20 protein-coding genes are annotated in these 21,603 nt (G+C 35.2%); 4 read left to right on the forward strand and 16 right to left on the reverse strand.

Annotation, left to right across the window (positions count from 1 at the left end):
• The first annotated feature begins 1,240 nt into the window (after nt 1-1,240).
• Nucleotides 1,241-1,429 (forward strand): hypothetical protein, encoded by a 189-nt coding sequence (locus tag HOO91_10600; protein NOU17990.1) that lies wholly within the window; start codon nt 1,241-1,243, stop codon nt 1,427-1,429.
• A gap of 161 nt (nt 1,430-1,590) precedes the next feature.
• Here HOO91_10600 and HOO91_10605 read toward each other — a convergent pair whose 3' ends face one another.
• The 9 genes from HOO91_10605 to HOO91_10645 form a co-directional block, all read right to left on the reverse strand.
• On the reverse strand, nt 1,591-2,706 hold the full coding sequence (locus tag HOO91_10605) for an ABC transporter permease (protein ID NOU17991.1): 1,116 nt from the start codon (nt 2,704-2,706) through the stop codon (nt 1,591-1,593).
• A gap of 2 nt (nt 2,707-2,708) precedes the next feature.
• On the reverse strand, nt 2,709-3,830 hold the full coding sequence (locus tag HOO91_10610; GenBank protein NOU17992.1) for an ABC transporter permease: 1,122 nt from the start codon (nt 3,828-3,830) through the stop codon (nt 2,709-2,711).
• A gap of 18 nt (nt 3,831-3,848) precedes the next feature.
• Nucleotides 3,849-4,595, reverse strand: a complete 747-nt coding sequence (locus HOO91_10615; protein NOU17993.1) for an ABC transporter ATP-binding protein — start codon at nt 4,593-4,595, stop codon at nt 3,849-3,851.
• Nucleotides 4,596-4,602: 7 nt separating this feature from the next.
• A complete protein-coding gene (locus tag HOO91_10620; protein NOU17994.1) occupies nt 4,603-5,517 on the reverse strand; it encodes an ABC transporter ATP-binding protein in 915 nt (304 codons plus the stop codon).
• 1 nt (nt 5,518) lies between these two features.
• On the reverse strand, nt 5,519-6,418 hold the full coding sequence (locus HOO91_10625) for an HlyD family efflux transporter periplasmic adaptor subunit (GenBank protein NOU17995.1): 900 nt from the start codon (nt 6,416-6,418) through the stop codon (nt 5,519-5,521).
• Nucleotides 6,419-6,442: 24 nt separating this feature from the next.
• Entirely contained in the window at nt 6,443-7,726 is a 1,284-nt protein-coding gene (locus tag HOO91_10630) for a TolC family protein (GenBank protein NOU17996.1), read from the reverse strand.
• 11 nt (nt 7,727-7,737) lie between these two features.
• On the reverse strand, nt 7,738-8,355 hold the full coding sequence (locus HOO91_10635) for a TetR/AcrR family transcriptional regulator (GenBank protein NOU17997.1): 618 nt from the start codon (nt 8,353-8,355) through the stop codon (nt 7,738-7,740).
• A gap of 181 nt (nt 8,356-8,536) precedes the next feature.
• Nucleotides 8,537-9,439 carry a PhzF family isomerase gene (locus tag HOO91_10640; GenBank protein ID NOU17998.1) on the reverse strand — a complete coding sequence of 301 codons (903 nt, stop codon included), beginning with the start codon at nt 9,437-9,439 and terminating at the stop codon, nt 8,537-8,539.
• A gap of 29 nt (nt 9,440-9,468) precedes the next feature.
• The gene (locus HOO91_10645; GenBank protein NOU17999.1) at nt 9,469-10,152 is read right to left on the reverse strand and encodes a DUF2807 domain-containing protein; all 684 of its coding nucleotides are present in this window, start codon (nt 10,150-10,152) and stop codon (nt 9,469-9,471) included.
• 198 nt (nt 10,153-10,350) lie between these two features.
• On the opposite strand from HOO91_10645, the gene msrB reads away from it, so the two are divergent.
• Nucleotides 10,351-10,755, forward strand: a complete 405-nt coding sequence (gene msrB, locus HOO91_10650; protein NOU18000.1) for a peptide-methionine (R)-S-oxide reductase MsrB — start codon at nt 10,351-10,353, stop codon at nt 10,753-10,755.
• A gap of 6 nt (nt 10,756-10,761) precedes the next feature.
• Nucleotides 10,762-11,364 carry a hypothetical protein gene (locus tag HOO91_10655; GenBank protein NOU18001.1) on the forward strand — a complete coding sequence of 201 codons (603 nt, stop codon included), beginning with the start codon at nt 10,762-10,764 and terminating at the stop codon, nt 11,362-11,364.
• Between the two features lie 35 nt (nt 11,365-11,399).
• Here HOO91_10655 and HOO91_10660 read toward each other — a convergent pair whose 3' ends face one another.
• Nucleotides 11,400-12,722 (reverse strand): beta-lactamase family protein, encoded by a 1,323-nt coding sequence (locus tag HOO91_10660; GenBank protein ID NOU18002.1) that lies wholly within the window; start codon nt 12,720-12,722, stop codon nt 11,400-11,402.
• 148 nt (nt 12,723-12,870) lie between these two features.
• Nucleotides 12,871-13,905 (reverse strand): low specificity L-threonine aldolase, encoded by a 1,035-nt coding sequence (locus HOO91_10665; GenBank protein ID NOU18003.1) that lies wholly within the window; start codon nt 13,903-13,905, stop codon nt 12,871-12,873.
• 68 nt (nt 13,906-13,973) lie between these two features.
• Here HOO91_10665 and HOO91_10670 point away from each other — a divergent pair, with 68 nt between their 5' ends.
• Nucleotides 13,974-14,426: a hypothetical protein gene (locus HOO91_10670; protein ID NOU18004.1), complete on the forward strand. Its 453-nt coding sequence runs from the start codon at nt 13,974-13,976 to the stop codon at nt 14,424-14,426.
• 4 nt (nt 14,427-14,430) lie between these two features.
• Here HOO91_10670 and HOO91_10675 read toward each other — a convergent pair whose 3' ends face one another.
• From HOO91_10675 to HOO91_10695, 5 genes are all read right to left on the reverse strand, one after another.
• The gene (locus HOO91_10675; protein NOU18005.1) at nt 14,431-16,860 is read right to left on the reverse strand and encodes a carbohydrate binding family 9 domain-containing protein; all 2,430 of its coding nucleotides are present in this window, start codon (nt 16,858-16,860) and stop codon (nt 14,431-14,433) included.
• 122 nt (nt 16,861-16,982) lie between these two features.
• Nucleotides 16,983-18,563 carry a peptide chain release factor 3 gene (locus tag HOO91_10680; GenBank protein NOU18006.1) on the reverse strand — a complete coding sequence of 527 codons (1,581 nt, stop codon included), beginning with the start codon at nt 18,561-18,563 and terminating at the stop codon, nt 16,983-16,985.
• A gap of 214 nt (nt 18,564-18,777) precedes the next feature.
• Nucleotides 18,778-20,046 (reverse strand): NCS2 family permease, encoded by a 1,269-nt coding sequence (locus HOO91_10685; GenBank protein ID NOU18007.1) that lies wholly within the window; start codon nt 20,044-20,046, stop codon nt 18,778-18,780.
• A gap of 483 nt (nt 20,047-20,529) precedes the next feature.
• Complete coding sequence (locus HOO91_10690) at nt 20,530-20,997, reverse strand: RES family NAD+ phosphorylase (protein NOU18008.1); 468 nt, start codon at nt 20,995-20,997, stop codon at nt 20,530-20,532.
• Nucleotides 20,998-21,498 (reverse strand): DUF2384 domain-containing protein, encoded by a 501-nt coding sequence (locus HOO91_10695; GenBank protein NOU18009.1) that lies wholly within the window; start codon nt 21,496-21,498, stop codon nt 20,998-21,000.
• Nucleotides 21,499-21,603: the final 105 nt, after the last annotated feature.

Below are 21,603 nucleotides of genomic sequence, written 5' to 3' on the forward strand. Positions count from 1 at the left end.
GAGTTGTAATGAACCATAAATTACATAATGCATTGATATTAAAGTTTATATGTAGAATATTTCAGATTTTATGAGGATAATATCAGCATTCTTTGATTGTGATATAGTGTCTATCGTCCAATACATCTTAGGTAAGCGAACAGATTGGTCATTTAAGGCTTAAATAAGCAATTATAAGACTCAAAATCTGATATTCTGGGTAAAAATCATTGAGATACTGATTTAAACAATGTAACATTGGAGGTTCCTGTAAAATCTAGACTAAACCTATCTGTTAAAGGAATGCTAATTGCAAGTTTAATATGGGAAAGACGAATGTTTGAAATAAGATTATATTCGTAAAAGAGTATAGGTATATGATAAAAGTTAAATTAGTACAATCCTTATTAATTACGTTATATATGGTACATCATTACCAATGGCTAATAAGGCTAAAATAGCATGGTTTCTAGGTTATAAATAACCTAGTTCTTTGCTATAGGTGCAAAATAATGGACATTTATTTTAAATAAGATATTGTGTTAAACTGTATATATCGCTGGTTATCTATTAAGTAAGTTATTAAAAACAGCATTTTGCATCTTATAAATGATAAAAAACACCTAAAACATTGAATAATAGAATCAATTAAAATATATAAATATTTGATATATAGTATATTAAAATATATATTCAAGAATTATTGATGCATCAACTATCTTGATATGACCATTGATACAAACGTAAACTTTACGTATTAATAATAACCGAATTAAATAGTTTACATATGTAATCGTAAGATAATTTGTATGTATCTAAATGTAAAATTGACTAATAGTTAGCCAAAATCTTATTTAGTCGTCCCTTAAGAAGTATTTATAATGTTGATAAATATTCGAATTTACCCTCAAGCTATTGCAAGAAAAGTTGCATATCCGTAATAAAACTTACAAAATAGTCGGAAAGATTAAAAGTAACCCTCAACTCAATATTTTTGAAACACCGCTGCTATCATTCATCAACACCCGGCATGAGGTTGCGTGCTAGCCTCAGAAATAGACAGAGAATCAGTTGAGAATTATTTTTCGGGGTACTACGCCGATTTCGGTCGGCAATCAATTCCGATTCGGAAGATGGTCGGGACTGGTGCTGCTGAAGCAAATATTCAACCTTAGCGATGAGGCTCTGATCGATTGTTGGGTCGAAAACCCTTACTGGGCAGTACTTCTGCGGCGAGCATAACTATCAGAAGAGCAAGCCCATGGATCCAAGTGGGTTTGTTCACTTCCGCAAGAGAATCGACTCCGAGGGGGCTGAAAAGCTGCTGAGACTTTCCGTGAGGCTGTTCGGCACGGAAGCCTGTGAGCGAGAGGTTTTGATCGACAGCACGGTTCAGGAGAAGAACATCACCTACCCCCATGGATTCCAAACTGCACAGCAGGATTATTAAGAAAGCGGTCAGGATTGCGCAGGAATTAGGCGTAGAGCTGCGGCAGACGTACCCCGGTCTCCAAGCAGACCCTAAATAATGATGTAAACATAATTATTATAAAAGACAAAGAACCTATCAATTGGATAGGCTCTTTATATTTAGGGTGATGAATAATAAGTTTATGTAGTTTTTCGGTATCTGCGTATAGCAAATGTAAGTACAATTACCGCAAGAATAGAAGTTGATATAAAGCTTTCACTTATATCGGATAGCCTAGCACCCTTGAGTAAGACCATTCGATTAACCTTCATAAAATAGTATAATGGATTGATATGGTTAAATATTTTCGCCCAGTTTGGCATACTCTCAGTTGGTGTGAAAATACCACTCATAAGAATAAAAATAATCATGAAGAAGAAAGCAACAAACATCACCTGCTGCTGAGACGATGAGCTTGAAGATATAAGCAATCCTCCCCCTAAAGCAAGTACAAGGAAAATTCCAGCAAAGCTGAAAAGGAGCAATAGACTTCCATTAATTGGTATGTTGAAAAGGATTTTACCTACCAATAAGCCAAACGCAAGTTCAAACATGGCAATAATCCAAAATGGTATAAGTTTTCCGATAATAAACTGATAACGTTTTATAGGGGTTACATTGATTTGTTCAATTGTACCTATCTCCTTCTCTCTTACTAGATTTAAAGCGGTTAAAAACATACCTATAATGGTAACCAGTATAACCAAGATTCCCGGAACCATAAAGTGCGAGTATTTTAATTCTGGGTTGTACCAATAACTTGTTTGGGTTGATATTGATGATGGTTTAATGAGATTCGATCCAGTTTTTTCCAACATTATATTTTGGGAATAGCTAATTAGGATTGAAGAAGTATATGCATTGGCTAAAGCAGCAGATGTTCCATTAATTGCATTCAATAGTAGTTGAACTTTAGGCCTATAAGCATTATCAAGATCTTTCTCAAATCCTTTTGGAATTACAAGTACAGCATCCGTTTTATTAGAATGAACCAACTCAACGGCTTTCTCAACTGATCGTTCTGTTGGAACAATTGAATAAAAAGGGGACGCATCGAAACGACGAATTATCTCCCGAGATCTTAAGGAATTGTCAAAATCAACCACTGAAAGGTTGATGTTTTTCATCTCAAATGTAGCCGCATTAGCAAGGATAAGGAGTTGAACTATAGGTACCATGAATATAACAGGTAGCATAGTTTTGTTCCTAAATATTTGTAGAAACTCCTTTTGAATTATGTACAGTATTATTCTCATAGCTAGCTAAGTCTAACTTTAAATTTTTTAATGCTTAAGGTCAAAAAGAATACTATCATACCCAGCATAATTAGTATCTCCTTCCATACATAAAGAATACCCTCACCCTTAATCATAATGGTTTTAAGAGCAGAAATAAACCACCGTGGAGGCATAATTAGGCTAAGCCATTGAAGGATTACTGGCATATTCTCTATAGGAAAGATAAATCCCGATAGTAGTATGGTTGGGAGCATCAAGCCAATCATTGAAAAAAACATAGCAACCTGCTGAGTTTTACTAACCGTAGAAATCAATATACCTAGCGAAAGTGCTAGAATAATGAAAATGAAGTTTACAAGAAGTAATAGTAAGAGACTACCCCTCATGGGCAGGCTAAAAACTGTATATCCAAGAAATAATATTACTAAGGCATTTGTGAAAGCTAATCCTACGTACGGAAGTACCTTGCCTATTATAATTTGTGATGGTTTAAGCGGAGATACTAGCAGAATTTCCATTGTACCTAACTCTTTTTCTCTTGCTATTGAGATTGATGTCATCATAGCAGTTATAAGCATTAGTATTAAAGCCATGGTACCGGGCACAAACATAAAAACTGCCTTTAATTCAGGGTTATATAGCATTCTTAGTCTGATATCAATTGAGGAGGAGGAAAATTCCTTTACCCCATTTTCGATTGCAAAACTGTTGATTATAGCCCATGCATAATTTGATAAAAGGCTTGCTGTATTGGGTTCTGAGGCATCAGTTATTATTTGAATTGAAGATTTTCCTTCTTTATAAAACTTTTGTGCAAAGTTGGGCTCATATACCAATACCATTTTAGCCTTTCCTGAACGCAGAACAGGCTCAATTTCAGTTTCAGAATGAATGAATGTTGTTGGTATAAAATATCCAGATGAGCCTAATTTGGATGTTAACTTTTGAGAAAGGTAATCTCCTGATTTATCAAATATTGCAATATTTGCATCTTTAATCTCATTGGTTACAACATACCCGAAGATAAGCAATTGAGCAATAGGCATTCCAAATATAATCAGTAGTGTACGCTTATCCCTAAAGATATGCCTGAACTCTTTTTTGGCAAAACCCCAGAATTTATTTGTTTTCTTATTTGGCATTTTAATCCTTTTATTTAATTAGGCAACACTTTTTCCATTACGGGCGAGCATGACAAATACCTCATCCATACTGCTGGCATTATATTTTTTCTTCAGGTTTGATGGCGAATCTAATGCTTCAATTCTTCCATCGACCATGATTGAAAGCCTATCACAGTATTCAGCTTCATCCATATAATGTGTTGTAACAAATACTGTAGTTCCTTGGCTAGTAACACTATAAATCATCTCCCAGAAACTTCTTCTTGTAATTGGGTCGACACCGCCTGTTGGTTCATCGAGAAAAACAATAATTGGGTTATGAATCATAGCAATGGAAAAGGCCAAACGTTGTTTCCATCCTAAGGGAAGTGATGAAATCAACTCATCTTTAAATTCAACCATCTTTAGACTCGAAAGCAGTTCTTCAATCCTCGCTTTTAACACTTTACTGCTTAGCCCGTAAATACCACCAAAAAACCTAATATTCTCTCTTACTGTTAAGTCATCGTACAGAGAAAATTTTTGGCTCATATAACCAATGTTTGCTTTAATTAAATCGCGTTGAGTATAAGCGTTAAATCCAGCCACATTTATTTTACCCGATGTGGGTTCAAGCAAACCACTCATTATCCTTATGGCAGTTGTTTTTCCGGCACCATTTGCACCCAAAAAACCGAATATTTCACCTTTGTAAACCTTAAAAGTTAGGTTATCGTTGGCAACAAACTGACCAAACTTCTTAACAAGGCCCTGAACATCAATTACTATCTCGTTAGAATTCATATTGAAACTATTCGTTATTTCCCATTAGCTGCATAAAACAGTCTTCTACGGATGGTTCAATCTGTTTTACTGTTGTATTTTCAAAACCAGCATTAATAATACTATCCTGTAATTCTTTACAGGTCAAATCCTTATTATCCGTTGCAAAATGAATATCCTGCCCAAAAAGGAATGCCCCTTTACACATTGGAAAAGATCGAAGGTTTTTTAAAAGTTTGAAAGAATTAGGTGTATTCACTCCCAGCAACTTATATGGGAATAAATCAACCACTCCTTTAGGTGTATTGATACTTAAAATCTGCCCCTTATCAATTAATGCAATTCGATCGCACTGCGATGCCTCATCCATATATGGGGTTGATACAAGTATTGTAATTCCTTCATCTTTCAATTTGCGAAGCATTACCCAAAACTCTTTCCTTGAAACTGCATCTACCCCTGTTGTAGGCTCATCGAGTAGAAGGATTTCGGGTTTATGAATAAGAGCGCATGAAAGCGCTAATTTTTGCTTCATACCACCCGACAATTTACCAGCAAGCCTATTTTTAAAGGGCTCTAGCATGTGGTAGATATCTTTAATAAGATAATAGTTTTCCTCTATAGTAGTGCCAAAAACACCTGCAAAGAACTCTAGGTTTTCCAATACCGTTAAATCAGCATAAAGAGAAAAACGACCGGGCATATAGCCGACAATTTTTCTAATCTCATGAAAATCTTTTACTACATCATTCCCTGAAAGAGAAGCTTTACCTGAATCGGGAATAATTAGCGATGTTAGTATTCGAATGAGAGTTGTTTTACCTGCGCCGTCGGGCCCTATTAGACCAAATAGTTCGCCCCTTTCAACTTCAAAGGAGACATCCTTTAAAGCATCAACCTTCTCATACGATTTTGAAATATTATTAGCTAAAATGGGATTCATACTATTTGTTGCTAATTAGCCTAACTTCTGCTGGCATACCTATTCTGAAACTTCCATCGTTTTTAACCTTAACTTTAATAGGATACACAAGTTTAACTCTCTCCTCGCGGGTTTGAATTATTTTGGGAGTAAATTCAGCCTCAGACGATACCCATGATATTGTTCCTTCTGATTCAATAAGTTGACCACTTTCATTATCAATAAAGACTTTAACCTTACTACCGGGTTGAAAACTGTGTAGTTGATTTCCAGATATATAAGCTCGTAGATACATAAAATCCATATTTGCAACTTTATAGAGCGCTTTCCCCTGAATAACACTCTCGAACTGATTAACATAGGTAACTAGCACTTTTCCATCAGCAGGATTTACAATTTTACAACGACGAAGTTGATCTTTAACCTGTTCTACCTGAGCAGTAAGTGCTGGTATTTCAGCAAATGTTGAAGTTTTTTGGACATCAATTGCATCCTTCTGTTTCTTAGCAAGGCTAATCCTACCCTCAATATCATCAATCTGTTTTTGGGTGGCAGAACCATCAGCGAACATCTTCTTAATTCTATTGTATTCAATATTTAGAACATTTAACTGTTCTGCTTGAACTTCGGATTGAGCATTAATGTTGGGTATTCTTGATTTTACAGCCTCTATTTGGCTATTTAGTTGCTTACACTTTAGATAGAGCTGGATACTATCAATAACACCAACAACTTGCCCTGTTTTAACCTGATCTCCCTCATCAATACTGAAAGTTAATAATTTGCCAGAGGCTTCGGCAGAAATGGTCGTTTCATCGGTTTCAAATGTACCATAGGCATCGGCTTTATCACCATTTCTGTTGCATGATGATAATGAAGTAGTTAAAGCGCTAGTAACTAATGTAAATATTATCAGTTTGATTTTCATATCATTATGATTTAATTATTATTTAATATCGTTGCCTGTTAGGTTATAAAGCGTTACGATTTGGAGTGACAGCATAATTTTTCTTGTCTCCATATCGAGTCGAGCTCTGGATTCTGCATTAAAGTCGGATATATAATTGGCTGATGTAATTGTTCCGTTTTTAAGCGATGATGAGCTTCGCTCAGTTACACCATGAAGTAGGTTAATTATTTCATTATCCTTTTCAAGTTGATTTCTTAACTTACTTATTTCAGCCTTAATACTTTCTATTTGAGCATTATAACCATTAAGATATACATCCTTACGACGATCTATCATATCCTGCTGGATTTTAAACTGTTGTTTTTCCTTACTTGCTAAATTCCAGTCCCATATATTCCATGAAAGTTTAGCACCGAGTAGGTAAAAGGTATCCCAATTGTTGCTGAGCATGTTTAGTCCTGGCTTGCCATAGCCTCCTTGTGCAAATCCCGCAAGAATTGGATAGCGTTTGCGGGATACTAGATTTGATGAGGCATTCATTAAATCTTTTTGGAATCCAAAACCCGATAATTCAGGTCTAAGGCATGAAAAATCACTTAATTCGATGGGACTTGGCAGTAAATACTTATCGCTTTCGTTGATTACAATCCCTGTAATCGCTCTAATAGATGATATTAGAGAGTTTTTCTGAGCCGGAATAGCATCTAAATTTTGTAATAGTTTTAACTGTTCCGCTTTTATGGCATCAACAGTCGAACTGAGAACCATTCCCGCTCTTACCCCAGATTCTAACTCAAATACCCTTCTAGCTAAATCCTTTTGCATCAATTCAAACTGATTTTTGGTAACATCCAGCAAAACAAGGTTGAAGTAAAGGTTTGTCAATCTTTCCTTGAGTCCATACATCTCAACATCAATCCTATTTCGTTCGAGGATTCTATTCCTCTCCTCAAGTTCAATTCTTGATTTTGTGGAACCTCCATCCCATATCAATTGAGAAATGTCAAGTGTTACCTTATATTGATCATGATTCGGTTTAGGTACTGAAAATCCGGGGATTGGAAGGCTTATATTCAGAGCAGTAACATCCGATTGCCATGTGGCAGAGCCATTAATATCCAATTTTGGAAGATAATTCACCTTTAAGTTACTCTGTTTTAATTGATAAACAGAATCGATAGATGAAGGAATCTTAGATATTGGATTTGAGGAGTTTAATGCTTTAAATAAATCGGCTAACCTGATTGTATCCTGCCCATTGGAATACAACGGATTAAAGCCAATTAATAAGGATGAAATAGTAATAATTATCGATTTCATATAGTAAGTTGTTATTGCCTATTCTTTAGTGTACTTATTATATAATCAGCAACAACCGTTTTTCTTTCTTCTAGAAACTTGTTGTATTCTGATTTGTCCTCAGAAAATAAAATTTTTTCAATGAGAGGTCGTCCTGCAAAAGGGAAAATACATAGGCTAATCATATTAATCATAAAATGCCTTGTTTCCTCAAAACTCATATTTAATTGCTTAGCAAGATTTGTAATTACAAGTTTTATCATATTTACATCAAGTCCCGATTTAACAAAGAAAGATTTAAGGTTGTCAGGATCACGATGAACCTCCTTAATAATAAAAGATGGAAGGAATGGATTTGAAATAAAGGTTGAAATATAATTACTTACAAAAGTCCGTATCTTATCTTCAAGGCTAATATCTTCGGAGGACATTAACGTAACCATTTTTGGAAAGAATTTACCTAACTCCTCTTGAAAAATCATTTCAAATAGTTTATCCTTGCTCCTAAAATAGTAATGAAGTAAAGCTTTGTTAATACCCGCTTCATCTGCTATCTCCTGCATACGGGCACCATCTAAACCCTTTTCGATGAATACTTTACGAGCGGCTTTTAATATTTGCTGTTCAGTATCTTTTTGTTGTTCTGTCATAATTAATAACTATTTAATTTAACTAAAAGGTTAAACCATACGGCAAATATATTTCAGCATTTATTATTATCCAAATATTTTAACCATTTTATTTAACTGTTTGGTTAAATAAGTATTAAAATAATATTATCAAGATTATAATATTCAATAAATGAAGGATTTTTAGTGGAAAATATTATTTCTAAATTTCTATAATAGTCTTAAATACTTTAACAGCATTGCCCTTAAGTTGAATTAAGGATATTTTATCATTAATTAAAGTAACCTTAACGCCTATAGTTCCAAGCCTACCCATTGCTTCCCCTTGCCTTCCTTTGAATTCAAAATTATTGCCTTTTGCTTCAATTATCCTATTTTGCAGTAAATAACCTCCTAGGGGACCATTGGCATTGCCTGTTACGGGATCTTCATTTACTCCGCTTATGGGAGCAAACATTCTACCATAAATCAATATTTCTTTATCATCGGAATCGAATGTAAAAACAAAGTACCCATTGCACTTGATCTGCTTGCTTAAATCTATTAGTTCTTGAAAATTAGGAGTTAAACTGTTAAGTTCTATCCTACTTTTAATTCCAATCATTACTTTGGAATGCCCTGTAGAAGCAATCTGTATTGGGCATCGTTCATCTAAATCTGATTTTGTAATACCCAAGGCATCTATTAGTCTTTGCGAAGTTTTATTGTCAAGAGGAGGGTTTAGCTCAAATTTTCCTTGACTCATAATTACTTGATAATCATCATCTAATTTGATTATCTCAAAGGATAATATACCTATCCGTGTTTTAATCCTAAGTACACAAGATTCTAAATTTTCCTCAAGAGCTTTTGCATACATGGCCGCTATTGTGGCATGACCACATGCTGGGACCTCAACTTTTGGCGTAAAATATCTTATTACTCCATCGCAGTTATCCTCATCAGGGGAAAATAGAAAAGCAGTTTCCGAATTGTTTAATTCCCTTGCAATCATCAGCATTTGTTCATCTGATAGTTCATCGGCGTTAACAACAACACCCGCAGGGTTTCCTTTAAAGCGCTCTTTGGTAAAAGAATCAATTTGGTATACTATTAATTTAAGCATAAGGCATTTAAATAAATTAATGGATACAGTTATTCCAAAATATTAACGGTGGCTCCTATACCAGTTTTTATTTTATTCTGTTTTGGTGCACCAGAATATATTAGTGTACCTCCAGTTCTAACATTAGCATCCAGTAATTGAGTTACATTCACTTTAGCGGTACCGCCACTACCTACTCGAATGTATGTGCTATCAGATTGGACATCAAGAGCTGAAAGAATTCCCCCAGTAGAAACTTTAGCATCCATAGATCCCGTTTTACCGCTTAATCTCATGGTAGCACCTTGTCCAACCTTAATATCTACTGTTTTTAAACTTAATTCTGCCTGAAGTTGCCCATTGGTGTTTGCATTAAGCACAACTTTGTCACCAGTTAAAGGGTTCTGAAGGCTAACTAATCCCGATGCTCCAACATTAATTTCCCTAATCTCCTTGTAAGTAATGTATAACTCTACACTTGCATCAATGTGAATTCCGCGAGAAAGTTCAATCTGTAATGTTTTTCCATTCACTGTTGTTTCAATATCAGATAGTTCTATACCAGAAGCAATAATTTTCACCTTTTCCTCATTACCCTTAGTTAGAAAAACCCTAACCTCACTCCCAACCTTAAGTTTGTCGAAGGCTGAAAGGTTTCTTTCTTCAGTTGTTTGACAATATGAATTGGCTGAGTTCACAATCATAAATACAAATAGTACTAAGGTCTTTTTCATCACTTAATCTTTTAGAAGTTTTACAATAGAATTCTGTTACAAATTTGATATAAAATCTATTATATCATTAAAAAAAATGAACTTTTTAGAGAGTTTAACGTTTTTCAACCAATTAATAATAATGCACATAAAATATTAATGAATTGAATGAAAAGATTTTTACTCTTTATAATTATTGCTATAACTCAATATAATGTTATGAGTCAGGACTTAGATTCAATCAAGCAAAGTGAGTATTGGAAGAAAAAATTAACGAAAATACAATACTTTGTAACGCGCGAAAAAGGAACTGAACCTCCGTTTACCGGGGAGTATTGGAATTTTTTTGAAAAAGGAACCTATTCATGCGTTTGTTGCGGAGCGAAACTTTTTGAATCTGACTCCAAGTTTGAGTCCAGCTGTGGTTGGCCAAGTTTCTTTGATACGAATTATAAGGATAATGTTGTGTTTCATCAGGATAATAGCCATGGAATGATAAGAACTGAGGTGCTTTGTAAAGTTTGTGGTGCTCATCTTGGTCATATATTTGATGATGGACCAAAGCCTACGGGTAAAAGGTTTTGTATAAATTCGGCATCAATAAAATTTACTCCTAATAAATAGGTTAAGATGGAATTGGGTGAAAATAGATTAGCGATGTTTCCTTTAAGAACATTTCTTCTACCGGGAGATGAGGTTCCTTTGAAAGTATTTGAACCACGTTATATTCAGCTAATTAATGAGTGTAAGGAGAATGGAAAGAAATTCGGTATACCGTATGTAAACGACGATGAAATATCAATTTATGGAAGTGAGGTGGAACTTCTTAGTATTGTCGCTAAAAATAGTTTAAATGAGATGGTTATTCTAATAAAATGTGTTAGGAATTTTCATCTACTTGACTTCTTTGAAGAATTGCCTGATAAACTTTACGGCGGGGGAATTATTGAATATATTAATGACAATTACGAAACAACAAATCCTGAAATAATTGTTTTAGTAAAACAGTTAAAGTTAACTATAGATCCCATTCTTGGTTCAATTACTACTAAAGATTCCTTCAATCTTTTTGATATAGCCAAATCGCTTCTACTTAAATCAGAGGATAAGTACAAATTTTATTCGCTTAGAAATCAGAAGAGAATGGAGCATTTTCTGTTTAAACAGCTTAAATTTTATGAGTTGATTAAGAAGAACGAGGATGTGCTACAAAAAAATTTCTCTCTTAATTAAAAGAATGATTGTGCTCTAATTTAAATATCTGATTGTTACCTAACTAATTTTTCTGGCTGATAGAAAAGATTTATATCAGGCCAAGTTTCAATCTGCTTAATGTTACGAGTCATTAGGCGGTCAATTTCGTATGGAAATTTGGCTCCAGGCCAAGGGCTTGTATTGGTTAAGAAAACATAAGTAAACCCATCTTCTCTAACTACAGCAAGAGCTGATGTTCCTGGGAAAGATCCAGATCGCCACCATTTACCGTTTGAAAAAATAGCCTTCCAGCCTAACGGTTGAAACTCACCTTCGCGTTCAACTAATCTCAAAATTGATTTATGAGTAAGAATATCTGGAAAACTGCTATTCCCATCGATAGCCAATAAAAATTTAAGAAGGCTTACTGATGAAATAACCCAACCACCAGCAGCACCTAATGTTCTAAAATCGTCACCCCCACGACATTTTAGTATAGATTCCTTTGAGCCATCAAATGCTTTTATTTTTTGTGCTTCGGGTATCTCATAATATCTTGCTTCGTTAGAATACCTGAGACTATCGAAGTTATAGGCGATATTGGCATCGCGGATATTTAAAGGGTAAAAGATGGTCTCTTTCACATAAGTTTCATAAGGTATTCCGGATGCATTTTCAATTACAAGTTGAAGGATTGAGAAACCAAGGTTACAATAAGAACTGTATGTTCCAGGTGAAAAGTGGAGTCTTTTAGATAAAGAAAATACAATTATATCCTGAAGAGAGATTGGGAGTTCTTTCTTTAAGGATTTTGCAATAACTTCGTGAATAAACATATGATCGCCCCAATAGCTTGTCCATCCAGCGGAGTGGTTAAGAAGATTCTTAACTGTAATATCTTCAACCCTTTTATCGACATAATGTGAATACACGGAATCGTTAAGGATGCCCTGTTTACCAAAGATTTTAGAATCAAGAGATAACTTGTTATCTTCAATTAGTTTCATAATAGCAGCAGCAGTTATCAGTTTGGAAACGCTGGCTATCCTGTACATACTATAGGGTTCAGCCTTTATACTATCTTCCTTATTGGCAAACCCAAACCCCTTTGCGTATAGCAATTTCCCATCTTTAGCAATTGCAACCGATGCGCTTGCTAAGTTCCATTTTTTAATAAAATAGTTAAATGACTGATCTAAATTACTATAGAGTGGTAAGTCTGATATCTCATTGGTGAGGTTAATGCTTTTAGGATAAATCGAGGTTGGTGCTTTGGGTTCAGAACTCCTATCCTTTAAAGAATATCCTAATGACAGATCAATTAGCAATAAAAGGCAAAAGAATGATAATATGATTAATACCTTGGAGTATCTCTGTTTAGCTGTTTTTTGTGACATAATATGCTTTAGAAGTGGTTGGCAAATCTATAAACTTAAGATTTTAGTTCCCAATATTAATTGAAATATTTGACTAAAGTAAAAACGCATCATTATATATAAATTACTTATATACAATGACATGTTATGATTTATGTAAATGATATATTTAGATAAGTTCTTTAAGTCTTTTTGTGAAATTTGTTATGTCTTCTTCTGTAGTATCCCATGAAGTCATCCATCTAACCTCTGATTTGTCCTCATCCCATTCATAGAAAAAATATTCATTCTGAAGGGCTTGAATCACTTTACGTGGAATAATAGCAAATACGCCATTTGCTTCTACTTTTTGGGTTATTGTAACGCCAGATATATCTTTAACCTTATTGGCAAGTATTTGAGCCATTCTGTTTGAATGACTTGCTGTTTCGTGCCATTGGTTATTAGAAAGGTAAGCATTAAATTGTGCGGCAATATAGCGCATTTTAGAGGCTAGTTGTAGACTTTGTTTACGGGTGTACATGAAGTCTTTTGAGAATTCTGTGTTAAAAAAAATAACTGCCTCTCCATACATCATACCGTTTTTGGTACCACCAAAGGAAAGAATATCAACACCAACATCGTTTGTGAATTTTCTAAAATCAAGATCTAAGGCAACGGCGGCGTTGGCTAATCGTGCGCCGTCCATGTGGAGTAACAAACCGTTTTCATGTGCGTAATCTGCAATTACTTTGATTTCATGAGGTTTGTATAGTGTTCCAAGTTCGGTTGTTTGAGATATTGAGATTACTTTAGGTTGTGCATGATGCTGAAAACCAAAACCATGCATGTGTTTCTTTATAAGATCAACTGTTAGTTTGCCATCTGGTGTTGAGACTGTAAGGAGTTTACATCCAGTAAATCGTTCGGGAGCACCACATTCATCAACATTTATATGGGCTGTATCTGAGCAGATAATAGCATTATATTGCTCTGTAACAGCTTTTAATCCAAGGACATTTGCTGCAGATCCTATGAAAACAAAGAATACATCGATATTATTGCCAAAAATTTGTTTAAACTTTGATGTTGCTTGGGCTGTGTAGGGATCATCACCATACGCGATAGCATGTCCATTGTTTGCATCTATTATGGCGTTCAGTATATTAGGGTGAACACCTGAGTTGTTATCGCTTGCAAATCCTCTTTTGTTTGTAATATCCATACGAATTAAAATTTTAATAATATTGCTGTAAATTTACCAATCATACTTTGAAATCACCACCTATTGCTATGGAATTAATTGAAATTAAGAAAAAGGTTTACGATAAATGTGTTGAGAAGCAAAAAGAGATCCTTGAAAATGCTAAGGCTGCAATGGATGATGCACAAAAAGCGGCTAATGAGTATGGACCACCTCGCGATAGGTATGATTCGTTTAGGGCTCAACTTTTAAGAAAAAGAGATCTTCATGCTGAACAGTACGAAAAGGCGATTAAGGAGATGGATTTTTTGCTAAATCTCAAGCCTGAAAATCAAAATAAAGAGTTAATTATAAATACGTTAGTTGTAACTAATAAACAAAAATTTTATGTGTCCATTGGTTTAGGGAAAATTACTGTACCAGAGGGTGAGTTTTATGCTATTTCGCCACAAGCACCTATATATCAATCGTTAAAAGAGAAAATCAAAGGAGATTCTGTGGTTTTTAATGGACAAAAAATAACTATTTTGGAGTTAGTCTAATTCTTTACCTCTTCTTTTTTAGCATTTGATAGTCAATGTAGTAAAGTAGCTTAAAGGAAAAACTATTGATTTGAGGTGAATTCCATGTGTTGTCGATGTTTCTAAAGTACCTATAATCAATAGCATTCTTATCAAGGGCAATTGAGTTTTTCCAAACAAATGATAGTACACTGCCCGGAGCAAAGTTCCATTGATAAACCAAATCGATATTAAAATAGTTTGTGTTATTATTACCAGCAGAAACAACTGTTGTAGGTGTTAATGTACCGTCTGTATTTAGCATGTAAAATTTATCGAATTTGTAGTAACGCCAGTAATGACGAAATTTAAAATTGATAAAAGTTTTGCTGTTTATACCATACTGGGTGTTGATGGAGTTTATCACCGTAGAAATATCTCTTTTTCCCATGAAAATGTCTGAGTTTACTTTATCAACATACCCGATGTTATTATATTCAAGTTCTTGGGATAATTGATATATTATGAAGAGTTTATCGCTAAACCTTATACGAGGCGATACCATAAATGAAAATCCTTTCTGACCGTATCCACCCGATGCCCAATATTCAAAGCGATGATCTATTGCAATAGTTTTTCGATAGTCTGGTGATCCAAAATAGCTTAAGGTTGCTCGCTTTGGGAGGACTACTTTTCTTCCTGAAACTCTTGGTTCATAATAGTCATTTATGTTAGTAGGGAGGATTTCCAGATTAAAAAACATTGTATAGTTCTTTAAAGTAGTTGTTCGAACAGAGGATGTTATGTTGGATAAATAGTAAACTCTTGGACTAAAAAGATACTCATTAGTGTAGGATAATGTTGAATACATGTTTAGAAATTTCCCAAAGGGTTTAAATATATTATATTCTAATTCAGCACCGTAAGAGAATTCATTTGGACTCTGAAGGTAACCCATATCATTAGGGTTATAGTTTTTACTTTCTACATTATGCCAAAGCTCAAACAGGAAATTACCTCTTGTTTTCTCAAAGCGTGCATTATAGTTGTACCCACGAGTTGTTGAATCGTTAAGAATTTGGCTAATGCCACCGTTTCCACTTAAAGAATAGCTGTTTGCTTTGTTTCGGAATGAAAATTCCGATGCGGTAACATTTGCAGTATATTTACCATCAGGCCGATAAAGATTTGAGTTAGCCAAACTCATATAGGAGTTATTTGGCAACGTTTGATCTAAAACTACCATATTGTAGTTCGTAAATCCTTGAGTTAGAATCTTTCTTTTGGCTCCTGTAATTGTATCAACAACCTCGGCATAGGTGTTCTCAGTCATTGCATTAAAAAAGCCAATGCCCAATCCACCTGAAGTTCTTCCAGAGATTTTTGTAGCATTAATCATCTTTGTTTCGGGAGGATTCTCTAGTATTTTTTCTGATGCGCTGATTTTATCCTTTACTTTATCGTATTCAAAAGGTTTAGATCCAACTCTTCGCGAATAAAAAATTTCACCTTTATTAAATAATTCGGTTCCCTCAGTAAAAAATGGTCGTTGCTCGCTATACTGCACTTCGAATGGGGTAAGGTTAAGGATTCGATCATCCGATTTTACCTGACCAAAATCAGGTATTAATGTCATATCCAGTGTAAAACTTTCGCTCAAGCCGTATTTTAGATCCAAACCTCCGCTAAGTCTATACTCCATTGATTTTGAAGCAGGAAACTTTTCGGCATAAGCAGAAACGTATGGACTCAGTGATAGCCTAATAGGAGGTTTAATATTATTTATTCCTATTAACTCACCCGATTGATTGACAGCACCTGAAACTGCTTTATCGATAAAATTCCATGAACTCCACTCATTGTAGCGTTTTATCAATCTAGCAAAATTGATTCCCCAATTCTGTATGTTATTCTGCGAGAACCTCAGTGCCGAGAAAGGTATTTTCATCTCTACAACCCATCCTTTTTCATCAAAGCTAACTTCGCTCATCCATACTGCATCCCAACTACTTTCTTCGTCTTCTCCTGTGGCTTTTGCATCAGTTTGCACTCCCGATGCAGCAACAATAAACTCTAAGTAATTTATACCATCATTGTAAGGGCTAATGAAAAGGGCAAAAACATCAGATTTAAGATCGCTATTATCACGCTGACCCAATTCTCTATAAATTTTATTTGGATTGGAGTCGAACATTCTTGCTCCAATATAAATGGCATCGTTATCAAATAATACTTTTACAACTGTTTGTTCAGATGGTTTTGCCCCATTGTAAGGTTCGTGCTGAATAAAATTATTAGCATCGGGAGCTTTTACCCATTCAGATTCATCCAATTTACCATCAATTTTTATTGATGTATTGATACGATAAGCTTCTATACTCTTTTTAATAGCTAATGAATCATTGCTGTTTTTAGCAATTAAATTAACTGATAATGAAATAAATAAAGTGAATATCAAATAAAAAACATTTCTCATTACAATACAGTTTTAATGATCTGGACTTACATAAGAGTTTAAAATGAAGATACGGTTTAATTTATAAAAATAAAAAAAGGGCGAATTAATTCACCCTTTTATAATATCCTCAAATTGAAATCTTAGAATTCGGAAGTAAAATAGAATTTAATGTCGGGGAATTTTTCTTGTGCCATTTGCAGAGAATATGGTGAATCGGCTAGAAAGACCTCTCTCCCACGCTTATCCTCAGCAAGGTTATTGTATTTGCGTTTTCTAAAGTCATCGATTTGTGCCTTATTATCGCTTTCAATCCAGCATGCTTTATGAAGATTTACAGGCTCGTATCTACAGGTTGCGCTATACTCATGCTCAAGACGATGTTGAATTACCTCAAATTGAAGGGCTCCAACGGTTCCAATAATTTTTCGACCATTATGCTTTTGAATAAATAGCTGTGCAACACCTTCATCCATCAGCTGATCGATTCCCTTTGCCAGCTGTTTGGATTTCATAGGATCGGCATTCTCAATATACCTAAATAGTTCGGGCGAGAAGTTTGGTATGCCCTTAAAGCTGAGTATTTCGCCCTCTGTAAGGGTATCGCCAATTCTAAAACTTCCAGTATCGTGCAACCCAATGATATCGCCAGGGTATGCAAAATCGACAATCGATTTTTTATCGGCCATAAAGGCGTTGGGGCTTGAGAACTTAAAATTCTTTTTAAGTCGAACATGGTGGAAAAACTTATTCCTCTCGAATGTACCTGAACAAATCTTTAGGAAAGCCAAACGATCCCTATGGTTTGGATCCATGTTTGCGAATATCTTGAAAACAAAGCCAGTTAACTTGTCCTCGAACGGAGAAATCTCCCTAACATCAGTAATAGTTGGCCTTGGATGTGGTGCAATTTGAATAAAACAATCTAAGAGTTCGCGAACCCCAAAGTTATTCAATGCGCTACCAAAGAATACCGGTGCAAGTTCGCCACTTAAATATCTATCAACTTCAAAATCGTGGTAAACGCCATTAACTAGCGTTAGTTCCTCTCTAAATTTATCGGTGAAAGGTTTAATGTATTTATCCAATTCTGGGCTGTCCACATCATCTATTTGGATTACATCATTGGAAAGGGTTTGCTTATCTTCAGAGAAGAATAGACAAAGTTTCTGCTCATATAGGTTATAAACCCCTTTAAAAGTAGGGCCAGCGCTAATAGGCCAGCTAAGTGGTCGTACCTTTATCTTTAGCTCACTCTCAATTTCATCTAACAATTCGAATGGATCTTTTCCGTTGCGATCCATCTTATTTATAAAGACGATTACCGGGGTGTTACGCATCCGGCAAACGTTCATCAGCTTGCGGGTTTGGGTCTCTACCCCTTTTGCTTGGTCAATAACAATGATTACGCTATCAACAGCGGTTAATGTTCTATAGGTATCCTCTGCAAAGTCCTCGTGACCAGGGGTGTCAAGAATGTTTATCTTAACATCTTTATACTCAAAACCCATAACAGCAGTTGATACCGAAATACCACGCTGACGTTCAATCTCCATGAAGTCGGAGGTTGCAGTTTTCTTAATTTTATTGCTTTTTACAGCACCAGCCACATGGATAGCACCTCCAAATAGCAGTAGCTTTTCGGTTAGGGTTGTTTTACCAGCATCGGGATGGCTAATAATGGCAAAGGTTCTACGCCTTTTTATCTCTTTTTCTAAGCTCATTTTTCAAATCTCTATCGGGGCGCAAAGATAGGAAAGATTGTGGGAAAGTGTTTTATTGTGATGCTGTTTTGCGGTGGAAGACAGAAGTTGGAAGACCGAAGACAGAGGAAGGGAGACAGAAGTTGGAAGTTCTAAAATGAAGGAATATGGAGGGTTAAAGCCCTGTATTGTTTTGAATATAATTACCCCGACCTGAAGATCGGGGCAATTTATTTTAAACAATCAGAAATAGAATACACAAAAGTGTAATTATCAAAAGGGTAATGTTTAGTTCGTTGAATCTTAGTTTGATCAACTTAAGTAGGGTATATGAGATGAAACCAAGTGCAAGGCCAGTGCTGATGCTGAAGCTAAAGGCAATCATCAATATGGTAATGAATGCAGGAAATCCTTCTTCGAGGTTGGTGAAGTCAATATTTACAATTTCCCGGGTCATAAATAGACCAACAATAATTAATGCTGGAGCGGTGGCGTAAGGGGGTACAATCCCAATTACTGGGATGAATAGTAAGCCTGATAAAAATAGTAACCCTGTAACAATGGCGGTTTTTCCAGTCCTCCCTCCTGCTTCAATCCCAGTGGCACTTTCGATGTATGCAGTGGTTGTTGATGTACCCATTAAAGCTCCAAACATGCTACCAAAAGCATCTAAAGCAAGTATTCTGTTGATGCCAGATGTTCCAGATTTATCGTCCATTTTGCCCATTTTGTTGTAGCAGCCAACCAGAGTGCCAATGCCATCGAACATGGCAATGAACATTAAGCTAAATATTGGGCCTATCAAACTCCATTTCAGGGCAGAAATAATATCGAGTTTAAAGGCAATGGGAAGAAGGTCAATGTTTGTGCTGATAATTTTTTCGGGCAGCGGTGTATACCCAAATACTAAAGCAACTATGGTTGATGTAACAATTGATATTAGCAATGCTCCTTTGATTCTAAACGCCTCCAAGGAAATGGCAAGTATCAAGCCTCCAATTCCTATAAGGACTGTGGGGTTGAATTTTCCAAGGCTAACAATGGTTGCTTCGTTGCTAACAACCAGCCCTAGATTTTTTAATCCAATAAAGGAGATGAATATCCCAATACCAACTGTAATTGCATAGATCATTGATTTTGGAAGGGCTTCGATTAACTTTTTTCTTAGTCCTACTATTGTAAGTATGAAAAACAGAAAGCCCGATAGGAAAACTATACCCAATGCGGTTTGCCACGGTATTTTTTGCCCCAGAACCAGCGTGTAGGTGAAAAACGAATTTAATCCCAACCCAGGAGCCATGGCAATGGGGACTTTACCTATTATTCCTACAAAAATTGTAATAATACCCGAAACAAGGCAGGTTACTGCAATAAGTGCCTTTTTATCCATCCCAGTAAGAGCGAGCATATCGGGTTGAATAAAAATTATGTAGGCCATTGTGAAGAAAGTTGTAAAACCGGCAATTATTTCGGTTTTAGTGCTGAGATGATTGTAGGTAGCCATTATTATGATTGATATTTATTAATCCTGTTTTTTTCTATCGGCTAGCGCAAGTTTGCAAACCCCCGCTGGCGGGTGCGATATTTCAAACATACAAATTAGTTTTTGCATTTCACAGACCTGCTTTTTCTTTTATATGCTTTAATCTTTTTTATACTTTTCCCTTGATGGAAAAGTACCAAAAGATCAAGAACCGAGCGTTATTTGCGAGTTCGATGAAGTCAATATATGATGCTTCGGCCTACAAGGCCAGCTCTGGCTCGCCATATCTTCAGGCCGCCCGCTGACAAAACAATGGTGGTATGTGATAAAAAACAACCACGAGGTGTTTGAATATTATTGGTATAATGAATTTTATGAAAGGATGGTTTTTGTTTGCTTTGAATTAATGCGATCAAAGACCACTGTTTATTTTCGATGAGTTTATAGATACAACGTAGATTTGCAGAGCGAAAGTAATATTCTTTCTATTTTTTACCACATTGCCTATTTTTTTAATCTCGGGTCAAAATTCAGTGATACTTTTCTAATCACTTTAATTTTCTTTGCATCTGGATGATTTGGGTTGATTAAGTAATTATATTCTTGTGGAACAATGCTACTTGGAACTTTTAATACAGCTGATTCATTTTGAGTTACAAAATCGTCACCAATTGTTTGAGTGGTTAAAGTAGGCGGTTTAGAATTCCAATCTTCTGGAAGATCCTCAATTTTTACTTCTTGAATTACTATTTTGTCGGGAATTTCAATTTCAACAAAATATCTGTCTGTTGGTAAATCTTCGCTTAAATCGAGGTGTACAGAAACTTCTAGCATTGCTAATGCTCTGCTTTCAGAGGTATATACTAATTTTGTGTTAATGCTATTCCATCTAAACCCTTTAGATATAGATGCACCCGTCCCCGATAAAGTAGTTTTTAAATATTTTTCTCTTTCAATTCTGTATACTATCATTTAAGCCAAATTTCCATATTCAATCCTATTGAGACAGAATCTTACCTCATCTATTCCTGTAACTGTGTCCAATAAACTCTCGGGAGAATTTCCGCCTAGAGATTGATTTGTTTTTCTTAACCACCTTTGAAACTTATCTTCTTCATTATTAAACACTTCTTTACCGTAATCAATCAGCTCAGTGATTAATACTATCAACTCACTATTCCTGATATCTAGCAAAGAGTGCTCACTTTTTTTCTTATTATAGGTAGTTTGAGGCATACCTACAATAGATAGCACGGATTTAACAGGTCGATTTAATTTTTGACTAATTACCTCAATTGAATTGTAAGGAATTCCTTGCCTAATAATTTCCATGCGCTCCATTCTATTTGACCAGCCATAAGTTTTGCCGTCGGAATCTATGGTCCATATTTTAGGTTTTGTTTTAGCTATGGATGCTTTTTCAACACTTTTTTTTGTGTTAAATGGCGTTATTTTAATTGTCTCGTGCCTCATATTGCAGCATATTTGTTGCAAATGTAAAACATATTTGTTGCTTACGCAAGTTTGTGTGGTAAATGTTTGCTAAAGTTTTCATTTACGACGTAGATATGCTTCGTT

Source organism: Bacteroidales bacterium (assembly GCA_013141385.1).
Classification (GTDB): domain Bacteria; phylum Bacteroidota; class Bacteroidia; order Bacteroidales; family Tenuifilaceae; genus UBA8529.

Excerpts from the sequence above, each read along its gene's own strand:
- HOO91_10690 (NOU18008.1), bottom strand. The coding sequence starts at position 20,997 with ATGATAGTATACAGAATTGAAAGAGAAAAATATTTAAAAACTACTTTA.
- HOO91_10695 (NOU18009.1), bottom strand. The coding sequence starts at position 21,498 with ATGAGGCACGAGACAATTAAAATAACGCCATTTAACACAAAAAAAAGT.
- HOO91_10640 (NOU17998.1), bottom strand. The coding sequence starts at position 9,439 with ATGCTTAAATTAATAGTATACCAAATTGATTCTTTTACCAAAGAGCGC.
- HOO91_10645 (NOU17999.1), bottom strand. The coding sequence starts at position 10,152 with ATGAAAAAGACCTTAGTACTATTTGTATTTATGATTGTGAACTCAGCC.
- HOO91_10675 (NOU18005.1), bottom strand. The coding sequence starts at position 16,860 with ATGAGAAATGTTTTTTATTTGATATTCACTTTATTTATTTCATTATCA.
- HOO91_10635 (NOU17997.1), bottom strand. The coding sequence starts at position 8,355 with ATGACAGAACAACAAAAAGATACTGAACAGCAAATATTAAAAGCCGCT.
- HOO91_10655 (NOU18001.1), top strand. The coding sequence starts at position 10,762 with ATGGAATTGGGTGAAAATAGATTAGCGATGTTTCCTTTAAGAACATTT.
- HOO91_10665 (NOU18003.1), bottom strand. The coding sequence starts at position 13,905 with ATGGATATTACAAACAAAAGAGGATTTGCAAGCGATAACAACTCAGGT.
- HOO91_10660 (NOU18002.1), bottom strand. The coding sequence starts at position 12,722 with ATGTCACAAAAAACAGCTAAACAGAGATACTCCAAGGTATTAATCATA.
- HOO91_10670 (NOU18004.1), top strand. The coding sequence starts at position 13,974 with ATGGAATTAATTGAAATTAAGAAAAAGGTTTACGATAAATGTGTTGAG.
- HOO91_10610 (NOU17992.1), bottom strand. The coding sequence starts at position 3,830 with ATGCCAAATAAGAAAACAAATAAATTCTGGGGTTTTGCCAAAAAAGAG.
- HOO91_10685 (NOU18007.1), bottom strand. The coding sequence starts at position 20,046 with ATGGCTACCTACAATCATCTCAGCACTAAAACCGAAATAATTGCCGGT.
- HOO91_10630 (NOU17996.1), bottom strand. The coding sequence starts at position 7,726 with ATGAAATCGATAATTATTACTATTTCATCCTTATTAATTGGCTTTAAT.
- HOO91_10615 (NOU17993.1), bottom strand. The coding sequence starts at position 4,595 with ATGAATTCTAACGAGATAGTAATTGATGTTCAGGGCCTTGTTAAGAAG.
- msrB (NOU18000.1), top strand. The coding sequence starts at position 10,351 with ATGAGTCAGGACTTAGATTCAATCAAGCAAAGTGAGTATTGGAAGAAA.
- HOO91_10600 (NOU17990.1), top strand. The coding sequence starts at position 1,241 with ATGGATCCAAGTGGGTTTGTTCACTTCCGCAAGAGAATCGACTCCGAG.
- HOO91_10620 (NOU17994.1), bottom strand. The coding sequence starts at position 5,517 with ATGAATCCCATTTTAGCTAATAATATTTCAAAATCGTATGAGAAGGTT.
- HOO91_10680 (NOU18006.1), bottom strand. The coding sequence starts at position 18,563 with ATGAGCTTAGAAAAAGAGATAAAAAGGCGTAGAACCTTTGCCATTATT.
- HOO91_10605 (NOU17991.1), bottom strand. The coding sequence starts at position 2,706 with ATGAGAATAATACTGTACATAATTCAAAAGGAGTTTCTACAAATATTT.